General features: G+C 72.2%; 19 protein-coding genes. 11 read left to right on the top strand and 8 right to left on the bottom strand.

Annotated features, from left to right (window positions below; all coding sequences use genetic code 11):
• Window positions 1-240 precede the first annotated feature (240 nt).
• The 8 genes from IE136_RS04595 to IE136_RS04560 all read left to right on the top strand — a co-directional run bounded on the left by IE136_RS04595 (window position 241) and on the right by IE136_RS04560 (window position 8,055).
• Window positions 241-1,059: an SDR family NAD(P)-dependent oxidoreductase gene (locus tag IE136_RS04595; RefSeq protein ID WP_189599565.1), complete on the top strand. Its 819-nt coding sequence runs from the start codon at window positions 241-243 to the stop codon at window positions 1,057-1,059.
• Entirely contained in the window at window positions 1,059-1,808 is a 750-nt protein-coding gene (locus tag IE136_RS04590) for an SDR family NAD(P)-dependent oxidoreductase (protein WP_189599562.1), read from the top strand. The genes IE136_RS04595 and IE136_RS04590 overlap by 1 nt, the downstream gene beginning before the upstream one ends.
• Window positions 1,809-1,886: 78 nt before the next feature.
• Window positions 1,887-2,936 carry an LLM class flavin-dependent oxidoreductase gene (locus IE136_RS04585; RefSeq protein ID WP_189599560.1) on the top strand — a complete coding sequence of 350 codons (1,050 nt, stop codon included), beginning with the start codon at window positions 1,887-1,889 and terminating at the stop codon, window positions 2,934-2,936.
• 134 nt (window positions 2,937-3,070) lie between these two features.
• Complete coding sequence (locus tag IE136_RS04580; RefSeq protein ID WP_189599559.1) at window positions 3,071-3,850, top strand: DUF6081 family protein; 780 nt, start codon at window positions 3,071-3,073, stop codon at window positions 3,848-3,850.
• The gene (locus tag IE136_RS04575; protein ID WP_189599557.1) at window positions 3,850-5,181 is read left to right on the top strand and encodes an NDP-hexose 2,3-dehydratase family protein; all 1,332 of its coding nucleotides are present in this window, start codon (window positions 3,850-3,852) and stop codon (window positions 5,179-5,181) included. The genes IE136_RS04580 and IE136_RS04575 overlap by 1 nt, the downstream gene beginning before the upstream one ends.
• Window positions 5,178-6,206 carry a Gfo/Idh/MocA family protein gene (locus IE136_RS04570; protein WP_229818627.1) on the top strand — a complete coding sequence of 343 codons (1,029 nt, stop codon included), beginning with the start codon at window positions 5,178-5,180 and terminating at the stop codon, window positions 6,204-6,206. The genes IE136_RS04575 and IE136_RS04570 overlap by 4 nt, the downstream gene beginning before the upstream one ends.
• 14 nt (window positions 6,207-6,220) lie before the next feature.
• Window positions 6,221-6,808 (top strand): dTDP-4-dehydrorhamnose 3,5-epimerase family protein, encoded by a 588-nt coding sequence (locus IE136_RS04565; RefSeq protein WP_189599555.1) that lies wholly within the window; start codon window positions 6,221-6,223, stop codon window positions 6,806-6,808.
• A complete protein-coding gene (locus tag IE136_RS04560; RefSeq protein WP_189599554.1) occupies window positions 6,805-8,055 on the top strand; it encodes a DUF6365 family protein in 1,251 nt (416 codons plus the stop codon). The genes IE136_RS04565 and IE136_RS04560 overlap by 4 nt, the downstream gene beginning before the upstream one ends.
• An 87-nt stretch (window positions 8,056-8,142) precedes the next feature.
• On the opposite strand, the gene rfbH is transcribed toward IE136_RS04560, so the two are convergent.
• Window positions 8,143-9,444, bottom strand: coding sequence for a lipopolysaccharide biosynthesis protein RfbH (gene rfbH, locus IE136_RS04555; RefSeq protein ID WP_158988532.1), 1,302 nt, complete (start codon window positions 9,442-9,444; stop codon window positions 8,143-8,145).
• Window positions 9,445-9,586: 142 nt separating this feature from the next.
• The gene (locus IE136_RS04550) at window positions 9,587-10,501 is read right to left on the bottom strand and encodes an NAD-dependent epimerase/dehydratase family protein (protein ID WP_158988533.1); all 915 of its coding nucleotides are present in this window, start codon (window positions 10,499-10,501) and stop codon (window positions 9,587-9,589) included.
• A 149-nt stretch (window positions 10,502-10,650) separates the two neighbouring features.
• Here IE136_RS04550 and IE136_RS04545 point away from each other — a divergent pair, with 149 nt between their 5' ends.
• Window positions 10,651-11,853, top strand: coding sequence for an acyl-CoA dehydrogenase family protein (locus IE136_RS04545; protein ID WP_158988534.1), 1,203 nt, complete (start codon window positions 10,651-10,653; stop codon window positions 11,851-11,853).
• Between the two features lie 105 nt (window positions 11,854-11,958).
• Here IE136_RS04545 and soxR read toward each other — a convergent pair whose 3' ends face one another.
• The 6 genes from soxR to IE136_RS04515 all read right to left on the bottom strand — a co-directional run bounded on the left by soxR (window position 11,959) and on the right by IE136_RS04515 (window position 18,200).
• Window positions 11,959-12,549 (bottom strand): redox-sensitive transcriptional activator SoxR, encoded by a 591-nt coding sequence (soxR, locus tag IE136_RS04540; RefSeq protein WP_158988535.1) that lies wholly within the window; start codon window positions 12,547-12,549, stop codon window positions 11,959-11,961.
• A gap of 1 nt (window position 12,550) precedes the next feature.
• Window positions 12,551-13,213: a DsbA family oxidoreductase gene (locus IE136_RS04535; RefSeq protein ID WP_189599552.1), complete on the bottom strand. Its 663-nt coding sequence runs from the start codon at window positions 13,211-13,213 to the stop codon at window positions 12,551-12,553.
• 153 nt (window positions 13,214-13,366) lie between these two features.
• Window positions 13,367-13,975: a hypothetical protein gene (locus IE136_RS04530; protein WP_158988537.1), complete on the bottom strand. Its 609-nt coding sequence runs from the start codon at window positions 13,973-13,975 to the stop codon at window positions 13,367-13,369.
• A gap of 150 nt (window positions 13,976-14,125) precedes the next feature.
• Window positions 14,126-15,091 (bottom strand): dTDP-glucose 4,6-dehydratase, encoded by a 966-nt coding sequence (rfbB, locus tag IE136_RS04525; RefSeq protein ID WP_158988538.1) that lies wholly within the window; start codon window positions 15,089-15,091, stop codon window positions 14,126-14,128.
• Complete coding sequence (locus tag IE136_RS04520) at window positions 15,088-16,149, bottom strand: glucose-1-phosphate thymidylyltransferase (protein WP_189599550.1); 1,062 nt, start codon at window positions 16,147-16,149, stop codon at window positions 15,088-15,090. The genes rfbB and IE136_RS04520 overlap by 4 nt, the downstream gene beginning before the upstream one ends.
• A 374-nt stretch (window positions 16,150-16,523) precedes the next feature.
• Window positions 16,524-18,200, bottom strand: coding sequence for an MDR family MFS transporter (locus IE136_RS04515; protein ID WP_189599548.1), 1,677 nt, complete (start codon window positions 18,198-18,200; stop codon window positions 16,524-16,526).
• A 355-nt stretch (window positions 18,201-18,555) separates the two neighbouring features.
• On the opposite strand from IE136_RS04515, the gene IE136_RS04510 reads away from it, so the two are divergent.
• Complete coding sequence (locus IE136_RS04510; protein WP_158988541.1) at window positions 18,556-19,704, top strand: glycosyltransferase; 1,149 nt, start codon at window positions 18,556-18,558, stop codon at window positions 19,702-19,704.
• Window positions 19,705-19,838: 134 nt separating this feature from the next.
• Window positions 19,839-20,012 carry a hypothetical protein gene (locus IE136_RS04505; protein WP_158988542.1) on the top strand — a complete coding sequence of 58 codons (174 nt, stop codon included), beginning with the start codon at window positions 19,839-19,841 and terminating at the stop codon, window positions 20,010-20,012.
• Window positions 20,013-20,047 lie beyond the last annotated feature (35 nt).

Here is a 20,047-nt window from a genome sequence, read left to right as displayed (position 1 = left end):
GCGTGGGGCTCCTTTCGCCCGCCGTACCTCACTGACACCCCGGCACACTCCCCGGCCCTGCTCGAGAGCGGCTCGCGGCCGGATGGGGCGCGGAGAGGGCAGTGGGTCGTCCCCCCGCCCCCGAACGCCCATCCCCCTCTCCATCGGGCTTCCAGCCCCGCTCGAGGCCCCTTGGCGACGCTCTCCCCCAGCACGGCAGGACGCCCCACCCCGCACCCCACCCAAGGGAGACGAGCAGCGATGACGACGGCGACAGCGACGGCCACGGCCACCCCCGGCACGGCGGCGAAGCCGGTGGCGCTGGTGACCGGTGCCACCAGCGGCATCGGGCTTGCGATCGCCCGCCGGCTGGCCGCGCTCGGCGCGCGCACCTTCCTGTGCGCCCGGGACGAGGAGCGGCTGGCGCAGACGGTGAAGGAGCTGCGCGGCGAGGGGTTCGACGTCGACGGCACGGTGTGCGACGTGGCGGATCCGGCCCAGATCCGCGCCTACGTGGCGGCGGCCGTCCAGCGGTACGGCACGGTCGACATCCTGGTGAACAACGCCGGCCGCAGCGGCGGCGGCGCCACCGCCGAAATCGCCGACGAGCTCTGGCTCGACGTCATCACCACCAACCTGACCAGCGTCTTCCTCATGACGAAGGAAGTGCTCAACGCGGGCGGGATGCTGGCCAAGAAGCGTGGGCGGATCATCAACATCGCCTCCACCGGCGGCAAGCAGGGCGTCGTGCACGCGGTGCCGTACTCGGCGTCCAAGCACGGCGTCGTCGGGCTGACCAAGGCCCTCGGCCTGGAGCTGGCCCGTACCGGCATCACCGTGAACGCGGTGTGCCCGGGCTTCGTGGAGACCCCGATGGCGGAGCGGGTGCGCGAGCACTACGCGGGCATCTGGCAGGTCTCCGAGGAGGAGACGTTCGACCGCATCACCAACCGGGTGCCGCTGGGCCGGTACGTGGAGACCCGCGAGGTGGCCGCGATGGTCGAGTACCTGGTGGCGGACGACGCGGCGGCGGTCACCGCGCAGGCGCTGAACGTCTGCGGCGGGCTGGGCAACTACTGATGGCCACCGACGCGCCCGAGGCGCCTGTCGCCCTGGTCACCGGTTCCTCCTCCGGCATCGGGCAGACCGTCGCCCAGCGGCTGGCCGCCGAGGGGTACCGGGTGGTCGTCAACTCGGCCCGCTCCGTGGAGGACGGCGAGAAGACGGCCGCCGCACTGCCCGACGCGCTCTACGTCCGGGCGGACGTCTCCGAGGAGGCGGACGCCCGCCGTCTGGTGGACACCGCCGTGGAGCACTACGGCCGACTGGACGTCCTCGTCAACAACGCCGGCCGGACCCGCGCCATCCCGCACGCCGACCTGGCGGCCGCCACCCCCGAGGTGTGGCGGGAGATCCTCGGTCTGAACGTCATCGGCACCTGGCAGACCACCGTCGCCGCGATGCCTCACCTCGCCCGCTCGGGGAACGGCTCCGTCGTCAACGTGTCGTCGATCGCGGGGAGCCGCCCGGCCGGCAGCTCGATCCCTTACGCGGTGAGCAAGGCGGCCATCGAGCACATGACTCGGCTCCTCGCCAACACGGTGGGTCCGGCTGTGCGCGTCAACGCGGTCGCGCCGGGGCTGATCGAGACGCCGTGGACGCAGAACAGCGACTTCTTCGCACCGATCGCCGAGCACGTGCGGCAGACGACGCCACTGCGCCGGACAGGCAGGCCGGAAGACGTCGCGGACGCCGTCCTCGGGCTGGTCCGCGCCACGTACACCACCGGGCAGGTCCTGCTCGTGGACGGCGGCGCCCACCTCCTCTGACCCGCCCCCTCCGACCCGGTCCCCCCGCCCCGCTCCCTGCCCCTGTACCCCCCGTCTCCAGCCCCGAGGAGTCAGACCGTGCGGCTCGCCGTGAACCTCGTCCACCAGGGTGCCGGCGAACTCGCCCGCGCCGCCGAGCGGTCGGGCTACGCCGCCGCCCTCGCCCCGGAGGGATACCGGTCCGACGCGGCCAGTGTCCTCGGGCTGGTGGCAGGGGTCACCGAACGCATCGCGCTGATCTCGGGTGTGATGCAGGTCCCGGGCCGCCCGCCGGCCATGACCGCGCTGACCGCCGCCACGCTCGACTCGCTGAGCGGCGGCCGCTTCCGGCTCGGGCTCGGGGTGTCCAACCCCGACGTGTCGGTGGGCTGGTACGGCGTGCCGTTCGCCCGGCCGCTGGAGCGCACCAGGGAGTACGTCGACATCGTCCGGCGCGCCCTGGAGGGCGACCCTGTCACCTACCAGGGCACTCACTTCGAGGTCGGCGGGCCCGCCCCGCTGCATCTGCTGACCGAGCGGCGGCCCGGCCGGCTGCCGGTGCTGCTCGCGGCGGTCGGTCCGCGCAACCTGCGGCTCGCGGGGGAGATCGCGGACGGCTGGCTCGGCGTCTTCACCTCCCCCGAAGCCGTGGCCGAGTCCGTCGCGGAGATCCGCAAGGGCCGGGGCACCGACGACCTGGACGGCTTCGAGGTGCTGCCCAGCCTGCCCACCGCCGTCGCCGACAGCGCGCAGGATGCGGCGGACATGCTGCGCGGCCAGTACGTGTACCTGATGGGCATCGGCGATCCCGACCGCAACTTCTACTGCGCGATGGCCCGTTCGATGGGCTACGAGGCCGAGGTCGCCGCCTTCCTGGAGCGGCTCGCCGCCGGTGACCGCACGGGCGCAGGGGCCGCACTGCCCCTCGGTTTCATCGACCGTACGGCGCTGATCGGCCCGGTCGACCGGATCGCCGACCGGATGCGCGCCTACGCCGACGCGGGCGTGACCACCCTCGGGGTCATGGTCTCGGCCGCCGCGACCGGCCTGGAAGGGCGACTGGCGATCGTCGAAGCGGCGGCCCGCGCACTGGAGCGCTCCGGCACCGCCACCACCGCCGGCACCGGCACCGGCACCGGCACCGACTGACTGTCGCTCGGTTTCACGTGAAACAACGCCGGTTTCACGTGAAACATCGCTGCCGCCGAGCGACCTCGTCCTGTTTCACGTGAAACATCGGCTGCCCTCACCGCCCAGAGAGCATGGAGAGTACGGAGAACGCCATGACGCTCCTCTTCCACGACGACTTCGCCGAAGGGCTACGGGTGCGCGACCCCCAAATCCGGCCCGACGGTCCCTGGTCGCTACGGCCCGCCGGGGCGCTCGCCGACGGGGACGGCGCCGCCCGTCCCACGACCGAGGGTCTGGTGGTCGAGCCGACCGGTACCGACCCGGAGACCGGGCGTCCCGCCTTCGTCGTGCCGCCCGAAGGGGAGACGGTCGAGCATCTGCGCTGGGCCGCCTTCGGGCCCGCGTGCGCGACCGGCGGCTCCACCCTGACCGTGTCGGCGACGCTGTCGGCCGACGTACCCGGGGCCGCGGCCGACGACATACGTGAGGGCGCGGGCGCGCTCGTCGTACTGGACCGCGACGCGGGACTCATCATGGACTTCGCGCTCACCGGCACACAGGTCTGGGCGCTGTACGGCCGAGTGCCCGCCTCGGACGGCACGCGGGGAGGGTTCTCGTACAGCGTGCCGCTCGCCGCGCGCCAACCCTCTGACAGCCATCGATGCGCGCTCGTCGTGGACTCGGCGGCGGGAGTCGCCCGCTGGTTGCTGGACGGCGCCGAGGTGTTCGCCGTGGAAAGGCTGGGACACGGCCTTCCCGATCCGGCCCGGGCCGACGCCTGGACCCCGGGGCCGCTCTCCCGTGTACGGCCCGCTTCCCTTGTGCCCGGCCTGGCTCTCATCGCGGACTCCCCGCACGGCCAGGGCGTGCGGCTGACCGTCTCCGACCTGGCCGTCTCAGCTCTGACCGTCACCGAGGGGGTGGCGAGCTGATGCGAATCACGGACACGGCCGGCTTCCATGCCTGGTTCGCCGAGCGGGGCGCGGCCCACCGCTACCGCATCACCCGGACGCCGCTGCACGACCTGGAGGGCTGGTACACCGACCCGGCGAGCGGCGATGTCCGCCACCGCAGCGGCCGGTTCTTCTCCATCGAGGGTCTGCGGTACGGACGGCAGGAACCTGACGGGCCCGCATGGACGCAGCCGATCATCCGGCAGCCCGAGACGGGCGTCCTGGGCGTGCTGATCAAGTGGTTCGACGGGGTTCCGCATCTGCTGATGCAGGCCAAGATGGAGCCGGGCAACATCAACACGCTCCAGCTCTCGCCGACCGTGCAGGCCACGTTCAGCAACTACACACGGGTCCACCGCGGTTCCCCCGTGCGCTATATCGACCACTTCCTCACACCGGGGGCCGGGGACCGGTTCCACTACGACGCGCTGCAGAGCGAGCAGGGATCGTGGTTCCTGGGCAAGCGCAACCGCAACATCGTCGTGGAGACGACCGGGGAGATCCCGGTACACGAGGACTTCTGCTGGGTGCCGCGTCCGGTGATGGCGGAGCTGCTGCGCGTCGACAACCTCGTCAACATGGACTCGCGCACCGTGCTGGCCGGTCTGCCGGACGATCCCGGTGAGGGCTCCGTGCCGAGGCGGGCGGTGGAGAAGCCGCTGCACGACACCGCGGCGCTGCTGCACTGGTTCACCGGAGCCAAGGTGCGGCACCGTCCCGAGCGCACGACGATCCCGCTGAGTCGGGTCGGCGGCTGGCGCCGCGACGACGACCGGGGTGAGATCGTCCATGAGACGGGCCGGTACTTCCGGATCATCGGCGTCGATGTCGAGGCCGACAGCCGCGAGGTGACGTCCTGGTCGCAGCCGATGCTGGCGCCGGTCGGCCGGGGAGTGGTCGCCTTCGTCAGCAAGGAGATCCACGGGGAACGCCATCTCCTGGTGCAGGCCCGCGCGGAGGCGGGGACCTTCGACGCCGTCGAGCTGGGACCCACCGTGCAGTGCAACCCGGGCAACCTGCCCGACGGCGCACCCCGGCCGCCCTACCTGGACACCGTCCTGACCGCACGGCCCGAGCAGGTGCTCTTCGACACCGTCCACTCCGAGGAGGGCGGCCGGTTCTACCACGCGGAGAACCGCTACCTCGTCCTGGACGGAGACGACGTGCCCGTCGACGTACCCGAGGACTACACCTGGATGACGGTCCGCCAGCTCACCCGCGCCGGCCGGATCGGCAACCTCGTCGACGTGGAGGCGCGCACCCTGCTGGCGTGCGTCCGCACCCTGCCAGACCACGGAGCATCCCGGTGAACGCGGGGCACACCGAAACGGTGAGGGCGCTGCGGATCGGGGTCGCGGGCTGTGCCGACATCGCGCTGCGCCGGATGCTGCCCGCCTTCGCCGCCTCCCCGCACACGGAGCCGACGGCCGTCGCCAGCCGCAGCTCCGAGAAGGCGCGGGCCGCCGCCGAGACCTTCGGGTGCGCGGCCGTCGAGGGGTACGACGCCCTCCTCGAACGCCCCGACGTGGATGCCGTGTACATCCCGCTGCCGGTCGCCCTGCACGCCCCCTGGACCGAGCGCGCCCTGCGCGCGGGCAAGCACGTCCTCGCCGAGAAGCCGCTGACCGCGCGGGCGGCCGACACCGCACGCCTGCTGGACCTCGCCCGCGAACGCGGCCTCGTCCTCGCCGAGAACTATCTGTTCGTCCACCACTCCGCCTACACGGCCGTACGGGACCTGGTGGAGGCCGGTGCGATCGGTGGCGTGCGGGCGCTGAGCGCCTCGTTCACCATCCCGCCGCGCCCCGCGGACGACATCCGCTACCGCGCGGACCTCGACGGCGGCGCGCTCCTCGACATCGGCGTGTACCCGCTCCGGCTGGCCTCTTTGCTGCTCGGCTCCGAGCTGCGGGTGCGCGGGGCCGTCCTGCGCCACGACACCGTGCGCGGTGTCGACCTCGGCGGCAGCGCGTTGCTCGGCGACCCCGGCACCGGCGTCAGCGCCCAACTTGTCTTCGGCATGGAGCACGCCTACACGGCGGGCTGGCGGCTTCTGGGCAGCGAGGGCAGCCTCACCCTCGACCGGGCGTACTCGCCCCCCGCCGGCCACCGCCCGGTCCTGCGCATCGAGCGTCCGGACGGCACCGAGGAGCGGATCCTTCCCGCACACGACCAGGCGACCGCCGCCGTCGCCGCCTTCGCCGAAGCCGTCCGCCGGGCCGGGCAGGGCGCCGGCCAGGACAAGGGCCGGAGCTCGGGCGACGCGGCGGCGGTGCTCCGCCAGGCCGAGCTGGTCGACGCCGTCCGGCAGGCAGCCCATCTCGTGAAGATCTGAGCGGGCAGGCGAGCATGGACATCCAAGAGCTCCGGGAGGTCCCGGGCGCGTACGTGATCACCCCGCGCCAGTGGCCGGACCCGCGCGGCACGTTCTTCGAGTCGCTCCGCACCGACCTCGTCAGCGAAGCCGTCGGCCGCCCTTTCGAAGTGCGGCAGATCAACTACTCGACCTCGCGCCGCAACACGCTGCGTGGCGTCCACGGCGTGCTGATTCCGCCCGGCCAGGCCAAGTACGTCACCTGTGTGCGAGGCGCGCTGCGCGACATGGTCGTGGACCTGCGGGTCGGATCACCCACCTTCGGGCAGAGCGCGAGCACCCTGCTCACCCCGGAGAACGGAGTGGCCGTCCACGTCGCGGAGGGCCTCGGCCACGGCTTCCTCGCGCTCACCGACGACACCTGCATCTCCTACGCCCTGTCCACCGCGCATGTGCCGGGCACCCAGTTCGAGATCGACCCGCTCGACCCCGACCTGGCTCTCCCCTGGGGATTCGACGAGCCACCGCTGCTGTCCGCGAAGGACGCCGGGGCTCCATCGCTGCGCACCGCTCTGGAGCGGGGCATCCTGCCGCGCTGGCTCGGAAGGATCGGGACACCATGAAGCTGCTGTTCGTCGCACCCGTCGTCGGCACCCACGGCGAGGTCACCACCGGGCTTGGCCTGGCCCGGCTGCTCGCCCCCGCCGGGATCACCGCCCACTTCGTCGTGGACACCCACAACGCCCCGCAGCTCGACGCCGCGGGCGTACCCGGCACCCTGATCGACGCGTCGATGGGAATCGGGGTCCGCAAGGTCGTCGAGGACGTCGTACGGGCCGAGCGGCCCGATGTGGTCGTGCTCAGCGACTACCTCTCGTACTGGTTGATGATGCACCGCGTCTACCGAACCGACCCCTGGTTCGTGGAACGGCTCGGCGTCCCGGTGATCCCGCTCGACCTGTACGAGTGGGAGAACACCGACTTCCGCATCGACCACTTCGGGCTCGACCTGGAGGTGGACCGGCGGATCCTCGACATGCCCGTCCAGCTGCGGCCCGCGCCGTGGGCGCGTCCCGACCCGGGCCCCGGCAGCCGAGCCCTGACCTACCCCTTCATGCGGCCGCTGCCCCGCCCCACCGCCGAGGCGCGCCGCACCGTGCGGAGCTCCCTCGGGCTGCGGGACGGGGAACGCCTCCTCTCGCTGTCCGTCTCGGGCTGGCAGCGGTACGCCCAGACCGTCGAGGACCCGACGACCCGCGGGCTCGCCCACCGGGTGCCGGAGCGGGTCGCGGCGGCGCTGCGCAGGCTTCCCCCCGCCACCCGGTTCCTCGTCGTCGGGCCTGATCTGGACGGTCTGGAAGGGCTGCCGGCCGAGCGCACCCACCGTGTGCCGGCCTGCCCGCCCGACCGCTACCAGGAGCTCCTCGACGCCTCGGACGCCGTGCTGTCGCTGCACGTGCCCGCCTCGGCGCTGGTCCGCTCGGTCTTCTCGGACCTGCCCGCGGTGTACATCGGCCACAGCGGCCCGCCCGCGGACGGACCGGTTGGCCCGGACGGGCCGGGCGAGCCGGACGGGCCAGACAGGCCAGACAGGCCAGACAGGCCGGACGCACTGGCCCCGTACAGCATGTGGCCGCTGCGCTGGAACTCCGTCATCCGGCCACTGCTCACCGACAACCCCCTGTCCGAGACCTTCCGGCGGACCGAACTCCTCGACCCCGAAGGGACGGTGGCGGCACTCGACGCCGTGCTCCACGATCCGGCCGAGCGCACCCGGCTGGCCGAGGGACGCGCCCGCTATCTGGCGGCGCTCGACGCGCTGCCCGCCGTGCCCGAGATCTTCACGGAGGCGGTCCGCCGGCTGGGCTGAGCCGCGTACGACGAGCTGAGCCGGTGTATGACGAGGGGGAGGGGCCCGTGAGCAGGCCCCTCCCCCTCCTGTTCCGTCCTCCCGGCCTCAGCGTGCCGAGATCGCGAACTCTCGGATGCTTCCGGCCACGTGGTCGACCATCTCGTCGGTCATGCTGGGATGGACGCCCACCCACAGGGTGTGCTCGGTGATGACGTCGGAGTTGGTCAGCTCGCCCACGACCCGGTAGTCGCGGTCCTGGTAGGCGGGGTGCCGGGTCAGGTTGCCGCCGAACAGCCGCCTGGTGCCGATCTTCCGGGAACCGAGGAAGTCCTCCAGGCCGCGCCGGGTGAAAGACGCGTCGGGCAGCACGGTGAGCACGAAGCCGAACCAGCTCGGGTCGCTGTGCTCCGTCGCCCGGGGCAGCAGCAGCCCCGGAACGCCCGCCAGACCCTCGTACATCCGCTGCCAGTTGGCGCGCCGGGCCTTGCCGAAGGAGTCGAGCCGCGACAGCTGGCTGACGCCGAGCGCGGCCTGGATGTCGGTGGCCTTCAGGTTGTAGCCGAGATGCGTGAAGATGTACTTGTGGTCGTAACCGTGCGGCAGCGTCCCCAGCTGGTAGTCGAACCGCTTGAAGCAGGTGTTGTCCTTGCCCGGTTCGCACCAGCAGTCCCGGCCCCAGTCCCGCAGTTGCTCCACGATCCGCGCGAGAGCCAGATTGCGGGTGAGGACACAGCCGCCCTCGCCCGTGGTGATGTGGTGCGCCGGATAGAAACTGGTCGTCGTCAGGTCGCCGAAGGTGCCGGTCAGCCTGCCCTGGTGGTACGAACCGACGGCGTCGCAGTTGTCCTCGACGAGGTACAGGCCGTGTTCGGCGGCGATGGCGGCGACGTCCGCGACCGGGAACGGGTTGCCAAGCGCGTGCGCGATCATGATCGCCTTCGTGCGCGGGCCGACCGCGGCGAGGACCCGCTCGGCGGTCGTGTTGTACGTCCCCAGCTCCACGTCCACGAAGACGGGGACCAGGCCGTTCTGGATGATCGGGTTGACCGTCGTCGGGAACCCGGCCGCCACCGTGATCACCTCGTCCCCGGGCCGCAGCCTGCGGTCGCCCAGCGTGTGCGAGGTCAGCGAGGTCAGGGCGAGAAGGTTGGCGGAGGAACCCGAGTTGGTCATGTGTGCCTTGCGCAGCCCGAAGTAGCGGGCGAAGTCGCGCTCGAAGCGCTGTGTGCTCGGCCCGGCGGCGATCCTCAGGTCGAGCGCCGCTTCGACGAGCGCCACCCGGTCGTTCGCGTCGAGCGCCGCGCCCGAGGGCTGCACCGGTGTCACGCCCGGCACGAACTCCCGCTGCTCCCTGGCCTGGTGGTACTCGCGCACCCTCTCCAGGATGTGCGTCTTCTCCGCATCCATCGGAATCGTTCGCCTTTCGCCGGGCCGAGATGAGCTGGGCTGCGTTGCGTTGCGTTGCGCTGAACTGAGCTGAGCTGACAGGAGCGGGCGCGGGCATGCCGCCTCGAACCCCGCCACCCTGGGCCCGCCCACTAGCCGGTCACTAGAGGCCCGCTGGAAGACTCACCGCGGTCTCCCACAGTCCGCGCAGCGACTCCTCGGGGCCGCGCACCGCACGCCAGCCCAGCAGCCGCGCCGCCTCGTCGGGACCGGCCGCTCCGGCGCCCACCCCCTCCAGGCCACCAGGAGGTGCCCATCCCGGGTCCGGGAGCCGCTCCTCCACGCGCGCGGGCACGCCACTTATCCGGATCAACGCGTCGAGCAGCTCCCGTACGCCGACGGGGCAGCCGGTCGCCAGGTCGAGCGCCCGGCCCCGCACGCGCCGGGCGGCGGCGGGGGCGGCCGCGGCGAGCACCGCGTCGGCGGCGTCCCGTACGTCCAGGAACTCGCGGCGCTCGCGCACGGCGAGCGTCGTCACGGTCACCGCCTCGCCGGTGCGCGCGGCCCGGGCGAGCTGCGCGCCGACGCGCCCCAGGAAACTGCCCTCGGGGGTGCCGGGCCCCAGCAGGTTCGGCAGCCGCAGCACGGTACCGCCCGCCGCCAGGACCCGCGCGGTGGCGGCCGCCTTGGTCCGTCCGTAGGCGGTCGCCGCCGTGTGTTCGTGCACGGTACCGAGCTGGACGAAACGGGGCGACGGTGCGGCGCCGAGCGCCGTGAGGACCCGGGAGACGAGGGCCTGGTTGGCGTCCGCCATCTCCGTCTCCGTCACGCCCCACACGGCACCGGAAGCGTTGACGACCGTGTCCGGCGCCACCGCGGCCAGCTCGTCCGCGAGCCGTCCGGGCTCGGCACGCACCAGGTCGACGGCGCGCGTCGTGACGCCCGGTGCCCCCCGGTCGTGCCTCGCCCAGCCGTGCACCTCCCAGCCCCGTGCCAGGAACGCGGCACACACATGGCGGCCGACGAAACCGCTGCCGCCGAGAACGAGCACGCGGGGCGCGGGGGTGGGGTGCGGCATGAAGGTCTCCCGGGGAGCAGTGAGCGGCTGTTGGGGCGCGTGGCCGGGCCCGGCAGCCTTCCAGGGCGGCCTGTAGTCCCGCTCGAGCGGCCCCCATGAGGCTGGCGCACAGCACCAGCCAGAGGCACCGTCACGAGGAGCAGACCAGCATGCCGACACAGCAGACGTCACGGCAGATCTCCGACCCCCAGATCTCCGCTCCGCAGATCTCCGCACCGCCGGCAGCCGTGGATCCGGCGTCCGGTATCGATTCCGCCGCCGTCGTCGTCGCGGCGGCCGATGTCGCCAAGATCGCCGCGGAACACGCGCGGGCCGCCGAGCGCGACCGCAGGCTCTCCCCGGAGGTCGTACGGTCCATGCTGGACGCCGGCTTCGCCCGCCACTTCGTGCCCCGTCGGCACGGCGGCGACGCCGGAACGTTCGAGGAGATCGTCCGGGCCGTGGCCGTCGTCGGCGAAGGCTGCACGTCGGCCGCCTGGGCCGCCTCGCTGACCGCCTCCCTCGGCAGGATGGCGGCCTACCTCCCCGAAGCCGGCCGGCGGCGGATCTGGGCGGGCGGCCCGGACACCCTGATCGTCGGCGCTCTGATGCCCTTCGGCCGGGCCCGGCGGGAGGAGGGCGGCTGGCGGATCGGCGGCACCTGGCCCTACGTCAGCGTCGTCGACCACGCCGACTGGGCGCTGGTGTGCGCGATGACGACGGAGGAACGGCCGGTGGCCCGCTTCTTCGCCGTGCCCCGTGGAAGCTGGCGCAGCGAGGACACCTGGTCGTCGGTCGGCATGCGCGGCACCGGCAGCAACACGCTCCACGTCGAGGACGTCTTCGTGTCCGACGAGCTGACCTTCACCCGGGACGCCGTCGCCACGGGCGTCGCCGAGGACGCCGAGGCGCCCTGCCACCGTGTGCCGCTCAAGGCCGTCAACGGTCTGTGTTTCGCCGCCCCCGTGCTGGGCGCCGCGCGCGCCGCCCTGACCGCCTGGCGTGAGGGCACCGCGCCCCGCCACACGTCGGCCTCGGGCGGTCTGGAGAGCGCGGCGGCCGTGGTCCTCGGCCGGGCCGCGGGCGAGGCGGACACGGCGGCGCTCCTGCTGGAGTCGGCGGCCCGCAGGGCGGACAGCGGCCGGGTGACCGATCTCGAGGTGGCCCGCAACAGCCGGGACTGCGCCCTCGCCGCCGAGCTGGCCACGGCCGCCGTCGACCGGCTCTTCACCTCCGCGGGCACCCGCGCCCACCAGGAGTCGGCGCCGCTCCAGCGCCACTGGCGGGACGCCCACTCGGCGGCCGGCCACGTCGTGCTCGGCTTCCCGGCCGCGGCCGAGACGTACGCCCGCGAGCTGCAGCGCGAGAAGTGAGCCCCTGAGCGGCGGCGTACGGCGTACGGACGACGAAGGCGTACGGAACGGGGACCGGCCCTCGCTCCGTACGCCTTCGTCGGTCGTGTCGCGGTCCCGTACGTCTCAGTCGGTCGCGCCGCCCTGGCAGGACGGGCTCACGCCCCCGCACGGATCGGCCACGGGGGCGGTCCTTTCCGCCGTACGGGCCGTGCGCGCCCGGCCGCGGGCACCGCCGCGGGCCGCCGCGCCCGTCGGTTCGCGCAGCAGGCGGCGCGGCCCCGGACCCTCCTCGCCGAGCTCGTCGTACGGATTGGTCAGCGGGCAGTCCCGTACCGACAGACAGCCACAGCCGATGCAGTCCTCCAGGCCGTCGCGGAGCGCGAGCAGCTGCTCGATCCGCTCGTTGAGGTCCGCGCGCCAGCGCCGCGAGAGCCGGGCCCAGTCCTCCCGGGTGGGCGTGCGCTCCTCGGGCAGCTCGGCCAGCGCCTCGGCGACCGTGCTCAGCGGGATGCCCATGCGCTGCGCCACCCGGATCACGGAGATGCGGCGCAGCGTGTCCCGTGTGTAGCGGCGCTGGTTTCCGGGCGTCCGGCGGCTCTTGATGAGCCCCTTGGACTCGTAGAAGTGCAGGGCCGTGACCGCGACGCCGCTGCGCGCCGACAGCTGTCCGACGGTGAGTTCGGTGACGTGGTGCGCGGGCCGGGCGACGGTCATGTCAGCCGGCCTCCACCAGGGCCCGGTGGAACTGGTCGACCGACGGCACTCCGGTGGCGACCCGTACGCCGTCGACGAAGACCGTCGGCACGCCGGTGACCCCCCGGCGGGCTGCGGCCCGCTCGTCCTCGCGGACATCCTCGCCGTAGGCGTCGCCCGCGAGCACCGCCCCGGCCGCGTCGGCGTCCAGGCCCGCGCGGGTCGCGGTGTGCAGCAGGACCTCGTGGTCCGCCACGTTCTGCTGGTCCGTCAGATATGCACGGAAAAGTTCGCTCTTCATCCGGTGCGCGAGGCCGCTCTCGGCGGCGAGATGCACCAGGCGCTGCGCGTCGAAGGAGTTGACGGGGCGTACGCCGGTGAGCCGGATGTCCAGGCCCTCGGCCTCACCCAGGGCGCGGATCTTCTCGAACAGCTCGACCGTCTCGCCGGGTTGGAGTCCGAGCTTCTCCCGCATCATCTCGCCGAGCGTAGCACCGGGCGTGCGGGGCTGATCGGGACGGAGTTCGAAGCTGCGCCACACGACCTCGATGTCGTCACGCCCACCGGCACCACGCCCACCGGCGTCATGGCCGCCCCCGCCGAGACGCTCGATCGCCCGGTCGAGCCGCGCCTTGCCGATGTAGCACCACGGGCACATGATGTCGGACCAGATCTCGATCTTCACTGACGCTCTCTCCCCACTTCCGGATCCTGACTTCCGGATCTCCTGCTCCAGGCTGCAACCTCGACCGCGCTAGAGGTCAAGCGCGACCGCGCCGGCCGGCCCCGCGGAAGGGGGCCGACCGGCGCGGCGCGCTGCTCCCAGCTGCGGAAACCGCTACTTGACCAGCGTCTTGGTCAGCGCGATCGGCTGGTCGGGCCAGCAGGCGAGCTGGGCCTCGCCGGTCCAGTTCGGGGAGATGAAGGTCCAGGTGAAGCCCGGGTCGTCGTGCGACGTGCCGCCGAAGGCCGTCTCCAGGGTGCCCCGGGTGGTGGGGGCCTTCAGCTTGATGGTGATCTTCGGCAGGTCGAAGGGGGCGTTGGCGACGTACGGCCCGGCGGCGCGCAGCACGGCCTTGGTGCCGTCGATCTGCAGCTCGGGGGTGCCGGCGGCACCGCCGTCGGCGACCTCGTAGGAGAGGACCTTGGCGCCGGCGGGCAGCTTGAACTGCAGCGCGACGTTCTTGACCTCCTTGTTGTAGGCGGGGTTCGGGGTGATCGGGGCCGGGTCGAGCGTGACGTCGAAGGTCGCTCCGGGCCGGACGGTGGCCGGGGCCACGCCGTCGACGTACGTGCTGTACGCGAGACCGGTGACGGTGCCGACGCGGCAGTCGAAGTAGGTCTTCACGGGGGCGGCCTGGGCTCCCGAGGTGGTGGCCATCAGACCGGCCAGGGCCAGCGGGACGGCTATGGCGGCGGTACGGGTACGGCTGCGCAGTGCGGGCATGGTGAATTCCGTTCCGTGATGAAGGTGAAGATGAAGGATGACGAAAGGTGACAAACCGATCCTCGAATCGCAGAGCACCGCATCGAGGTGAGGCGGGATCGAGGTGAACCGGGATCGGGGTGACGCGGGCGCGACCCGGACCGGCCGGTGTCAGGAGGCCGGGGCGCGCCAGAAGTCGGGGTGGTCGCGGTACCAGTCCACGACCGCCCCCAGCCCGCTCTCGATCGACCAGCGGGGCGCGTAGCCCAGCTCCTCGCGGATCTTGGAGTCGTCGATCGCATAGCGGAAGTCGTGCCCGAGGCGGTCCTCGACATGGCGCACCATGTCCCAGTCCGCCCCCAGGAGGTCCAGCAGGCGGGCGGTCATCTCGCGGTTGCTCATACCGCTGCCGCCGCCGATGTTGTAGATCTCACCCGCGCGGCCCTTGGTGAGCACCAGTTGCAGCGCCCGGCAGTGGTCGTCCACGTGCAGCCACTCGCGCACGTTGCGTCCGTCGCCGTACAGCGGAACCTGCCGACCGGTCAGCAGCCGGGTGACGAAGTTCGGGATGAGCTTCTCGGGGTGCTGGCGCGGGCCGTAGTTGTTGGAGCAGCGGGTGATGCGGACGTCGAGTCCGTGCGTACGGTGGTAGGCGCGGGCGACCAGGTCGCTGGAGGCCTTGGACGCCGCGTAGGGGGAGTTGGGCAGCAGGGGGCTGTCCTCGGTCCAGGTGCCGCTGTCCAACGAGCCGTACACCTCGTCCGTGGAGACGTGCAGGACTCGGTCCACACCGGCGTGGAGTGCGGCGTCGAGCAGCTGCTGGGTGCCCATGACGTTCGTACGGACGAACTCGCCGGGGCCGGTGAGGGAGCGGTCCACGTGGGACTCGGCGGCGAAGTGCACGACCGCGTCGTGGCCGGGGAGGACCCGGTCCAGGAGGTCGCGGTCGCAGATGTCGCCGTGGACGAAGTCGAGCCGTTCGTGGTGCTCGGGCAGGTTGTCGCGGCGCCCCGCGTAGGTGAGCCGGTCGACGACCGTGACGTGGACGTCGTCGGACTCCGGGTAGCTCCCCGCCAGTATCTCGCGGACGTAGTGCGAGCCGATGAACCCGGCCGCGCCGGTGACCAGGAGCCTCATGCCGCCACCTCCGCCTGCGTATGGTCCCCGATGATGAGCCGCCGTCCGGCCGCCTCGCCGGTGCGCACGGCGGCCGAGCGGCCGATGAGCGAGCCGGAGAGCCCGCGCACGCCCTGGATCGACACCCCGTCGAGCACGATGGAGTCGCGGATCCCCGCGTCCTCCAGCACGCAGTCGCGGCCGAGAGCGGTGTACGGGCCGAGCTCGCTGCCGCGCACGACGCTGCCGGCGCCGACGACGAGCGGTCCGACCAGGCGCGAGCGCTCCACGACCGCTCCCGCCTCGACGACCACGGTCCCCTCGACGGTACTGGCCGCGTCGACCTCGCCGTGTACGCCGGGGCGGAGCCGGCCGAGGAGTACCCGATTGCAGTCCAGCAGGTCGTCGGGGCTGCCGGTGTCCTTCCAGTAGCCGGTGTACTCGTCGGCGACGACCCGGTCGCCGCGCTCCACGAGGTACTGGATCGCGTCGGTGATCTCCAGTTCGCCGCGGGCGCTCGGCTCGATCGCCCGGACGGCGTCGTGGACGGCGGCGGTGAAGAAGTACACGCCGATCACGGCGAGGTCGCTGCGCGGCCGCTCGGGCTTCTCGACCAGCGCGTGGACCCTGCCGGTGGCATCCGTCTCGGCGACGCCGTAGGCACGCGGGTCGGCCACCTTGGTGAGCAGCAGCCGGGCGGCGGAACGTTCGTCGCGGAACGCGCGGGCGGACTCGGCGATGCCCTCGGCGAGGATGTTGTCGCCCAGGTACATCACGAAGTCCTCGTCACCGAGGAACTCCTCGGCGATGGAGACGCAGTGAGCGAGGCCGAGCGGCGCCTCCTGCTGGAGGTAGGTGACGTCGAGGCCGAACGCGGAGCCGTCACCGACCACCGCCCGGACCTCGTCGGCGCGGTCGCCGACGACGACGGCGACCTCCTCGACACCGATGGCACGGACGTTCTCCAGGCAGTGCACGAGGATCGGCTTGTTGGCGACGGGCACCAGTTGTTTGGGCATGGAATAGGTGAAGGGACGCAACCTGGTCCCCATCCCTCCGGACAGAATCAGCGCCTTCATGGCAACCCTTCACTCCCACCTTCGCCCCGGGCCTTGGTTACGGGCTCGATTCTGGAAAGCCGACCTAGAGACCGGGTCCAATCCCACTGGACCCCCACACGGACCCAACGGCCCACCAACCCAGCCTGCCGGAAACGCGGGGAAGGGGGCCGGCGCGAAGCCGGCCCCCTTCGGGGACGCGTACACGGGGGAATGAAGCACGCGTCCGTACGGGGGCGTGCCCACCCGCCGTCACATCACGGCGGGCGGCACGCGCAGGGTGCTCAGGGGCGAGGTGGGTGTTCAGGGGCGAGGGCGCTCAGGGGTGAGCGAGCCCAGCGGTGAACGTGCCCGGGGGTGGGGGCGGTTAGGGGTGAGAGCGCCCAGGGGTGAGGTCACTTCTTGGCCGCGGGCTGCTTCCCCGTCTCCTTGGCGCCGCCCGGCGCACCGGCGGCCGGCTCGCGGCGCTTCTCCTTCGGCACGGCCGCCAGCACCAGGGCGATCAGCAGCATGACCCCGCTGACCGCGAAGACCGTCTGCATCGCCTCGGCCAGGCCCTCCAGGAAGGGCTTCGCCAGCCGCGGGTCGGCGTGATCGAGGAAGGAGCTGTTGTCCAGCGGCACCGCGCCGTCCCGGGCGCCCAGCAGCACCTTGTTCGCGGCCTGTCCGGTCACGGCCGGGTCGTTGACGGCCGCCGTGTACGCCGGGTCGGAGGCCGCGCCCCGGTAGGCGGCGGCCACCTTCTCGCCGACCGCGCCGAAGAACATCGACAGGAAGACGGCGATGCCGGCCGTACCGCCGATCTGACGGAAGAAGGTGAACGAACCCATGCCCGCCCCCATGTACTGCGGCGCGACACCCGTCTGGATCGCGATCAGCATGACCTGCCAGCACAGGCCGATGCCGAAGCCCATCACCCCGGCGGCGACACCGGTCTGCCACAGCGAGGTGTCCGCGGTGAGCACGCCGAACCAGAAGGTCGCGACGACCATCAGCACCAGGCCGCTGAGCAGCACCGCCTTGTAGCGGCCCGTCCTGGTGACGTACGGACCGGCGATCCGGCCGGCGACGACGATGCCCAGCGTCTGCGGCAGCATCATCAGCCCCGCCTGGGTGGGCGAGAGGCCCTTGACCATCTGGAGGTAGAGCGGCAGGACGGACAGGGCGCCGAAGACCGCCGCTCCGACCAGGACGTTCACGCCGTTGTAGACGGAGAAGAGCGGGTTGCGGAACATCGGGGTCGGCAGCAGCGCGGCGTCGGCGGCCCGCTTCTGCGCCAGCAGGAAGAGCACCAGACCGACCGCTCCGAGGCCGAACAGGACGAGCGTCCCGGGGTCCGTCCAGCCCCACGCGGGGCCCTGCTCGACCGCGAAGAGCAGCGGCAGCAGGCAGGCGATCAGGGCGAGCAGCCCCGCGATGTCGAACTTGTGCTGTGCGCGTCCCGGCTGGACGCGGACCAGCGCGGCGATGATCAGCGCCGCCGCCACACCGATCGGCACGTTGATGAAGAAGGCCCAGCGCCAGCCGGACGCGCCGAGGAAGCTGTCGAGTCCGGCGAAGAAGCCGCCCGCGACGGGGCCGACGACCGCCGAGACACCGAAGACCGCGCCGAACCATGCCTGGTAGCGGCTGCGTTCGGCGAGCGGCACCAGGTCGGTGAGGATCGCGAAGGCCAGGCTCATCAGGCCGCCCGCGCCGATGCCCTGGACGCCGCGGAAGACCGCGAGCGTGGTCATGGACTGGGCGAGGCCGCACAGTACGGAGCCGAGGACGAAGACGCCGACGGCCGTGCAGTAGACCGGGCGGCGTCCGTAGATGTCGGAGAGCTTTCCGTACAGCGCCGTCGTGATCACCGAGGTGATCATGTACGAGGTGTTCGCCCAGGCCTGCTCGGAGAGGCCGTTGAGGTCGTCGGCGATGGTACGCAGCGCCGCCGAGATGATCGTCTGGTCGAGGGCGGCCATGAACAGGCCGAGCAGCAGCCCCGTCATGATCAGCCGGATTCTGCGCTTGTCCACCGCGTCGGCACCGGAATCGGGCGTGGCGGAGCCCGGCTTCGCTGTGTCTGTCATCGGGAGTTTTCTTCCTTCGGAATCGGAAGGGACGTCGGGAGTCGGGGTCGGGCCGCTGCGTCCGGACCAGGATGAAACCTCTAGTGCGCTGGAGGTCAAGCGGGATTCTGCGAGCCCGCGCTCGCGCCCGACTCAAGACGCCCTCGGGCCCTTCATCCGCACCACGGGACAGCCCTGCGGCCCTCGGGTCCTCGTCCGCAAGCAGGACGGCCCTTCGCGGCCCACCCGTACCCGCACCCCTGCCCCTGCCCTGCCGCGCGGAAAGCATCTGGGCCCCGCTCGTACCGTCCGCGATCCCTCGGCTTCCAGCAGGGCTCCAGGGACGCTCGACCCCCGCTCCCTAGCGTCCGCGGCCATGAGATTCCTTTTTGTGTCCGGAGGAAGCGCGGGGGCGGTCTTCCCCATCACCCCGCTGGCGTTGGCGGCGCGCAACGCCGGCCACGAGGTGATCGTCGGAGCCACGGAGAACGTGATGCCGCTGGTCGCCGCGACCGGACTGCCCGGCGCCCCGATCACCTCGCGCACCATGTTCGACTTCATGCAGCGCGACCGGCACGGCAATCCGCTGGAGATCCCCAAGGACCCTCACGAGCGGAACCTGTTCAACGGCCGCGGCATGGCCCGCCTCGCCCTCGGCAGCATGGAGGGACTCGTTCCGCTGGTCGAGCGCTGGCAGCCGGACGTCCTGGTCGCCGGAGCGCTCTCGTACGCCGCGCCCCTGGTGGCCCACCGCTTCGGCCTGCCCTGGGTGCGCCACGCGCTCAACATGGGCGAGCCGTCCATCATCGATCTCTCCGCCGCCGCCGAACTGGCGCCGGAGCTCGAGGAGATGGGCCTGTCCGCGATACCCGAACCGGACATGTACGTGGAGATCTGCCCGCCCGGCGCCCGCCGCCCGGACGCGGGGCCCGCACAGTTCATGCGGTACGTCCCCTTCAACACGCAACGGGCCCTGGAGCCCTGGATGTACGCCAAGGGCGACCGGCCGCGCGTGCTGGTCTCGGCGGGCAGCCGGGTCACCGCCGACTATGAGGCCGACGCCCTGTCCGCCCTGGTGGAGAAGGTCGCCGGACTCGACGTGGAACTCCTCATCGCGGCACCGCAGGAGATCGCCGACGCCCTCGGCGATCTGCCGGACAACGTGCGCGCCGGCTGGCTGCCGCTCGACGTCGTCCTGCGCACCTGTGACCTGCTGGTGCACCGGGCCGGCGGCAACACGATGCTGCACGCGATCGTGTGCGGCGTCCCGCAGCTGGTGATCCCCGCCATGCCGAAGCAGGTGGGGATGTCCGCCCGGCTCGCGGAGTACGGCGCCGCCATCATGCTGACCGCCGGGCAGGACGACTCTCCCGAGAACGTGGCCAAGGCCTGCCGGGAGTTGCTGGAGGACCCGGCGTACAAGGCCAGGACCGACGAGTTGAGCCGGGAGATCGCGGGTCTGCCCGCGCCCCACGACGTGACGGTGGCGATCACCGAAATGGTGCGCGCCCGGGCCCGGGGGTGAATCCGTCACGTCGAATTCGTGAGGAGAACACTGGTCGGCGATCATCGGGTGTTCACACAATCCAGCCAAGGCGCTGCGTCACGGCACCTTCAGCCGTACCCGTATCTCTTGGAACGCTCCTGGAAGGAACCCCCATGAACCACGTCCTCGCCGAGAACCCCTCCTGGGCCGCCGTCCTCGCCCCGGACACCGCGCGGGTCCCGGCCACGCTGACGATCGAGGACCTGGACACGGTCCCGGACGACGCGGCGGCGCTGTTCACCCTCTGCGTCCTCGCCCCGGAGCCGGCCGAGACCGTCGCGGCCTGACACGACGGTGCGCGAACAGGGGGGACCAGTGGCCG

The sequence above is a fragment of the Streptomyces lateritius genome (assembly GCF_014649715.1).
GTDB classification, from domain to species: Bacteria; Actinomycetota; Actinomycetes; order Streptomycetales; family Streptomycetaceae; genus Streptomyces; species Streptomyces lateritius.
This window is presented reverse-complemented; position numbering and strand designations above follow the sequence as displayed.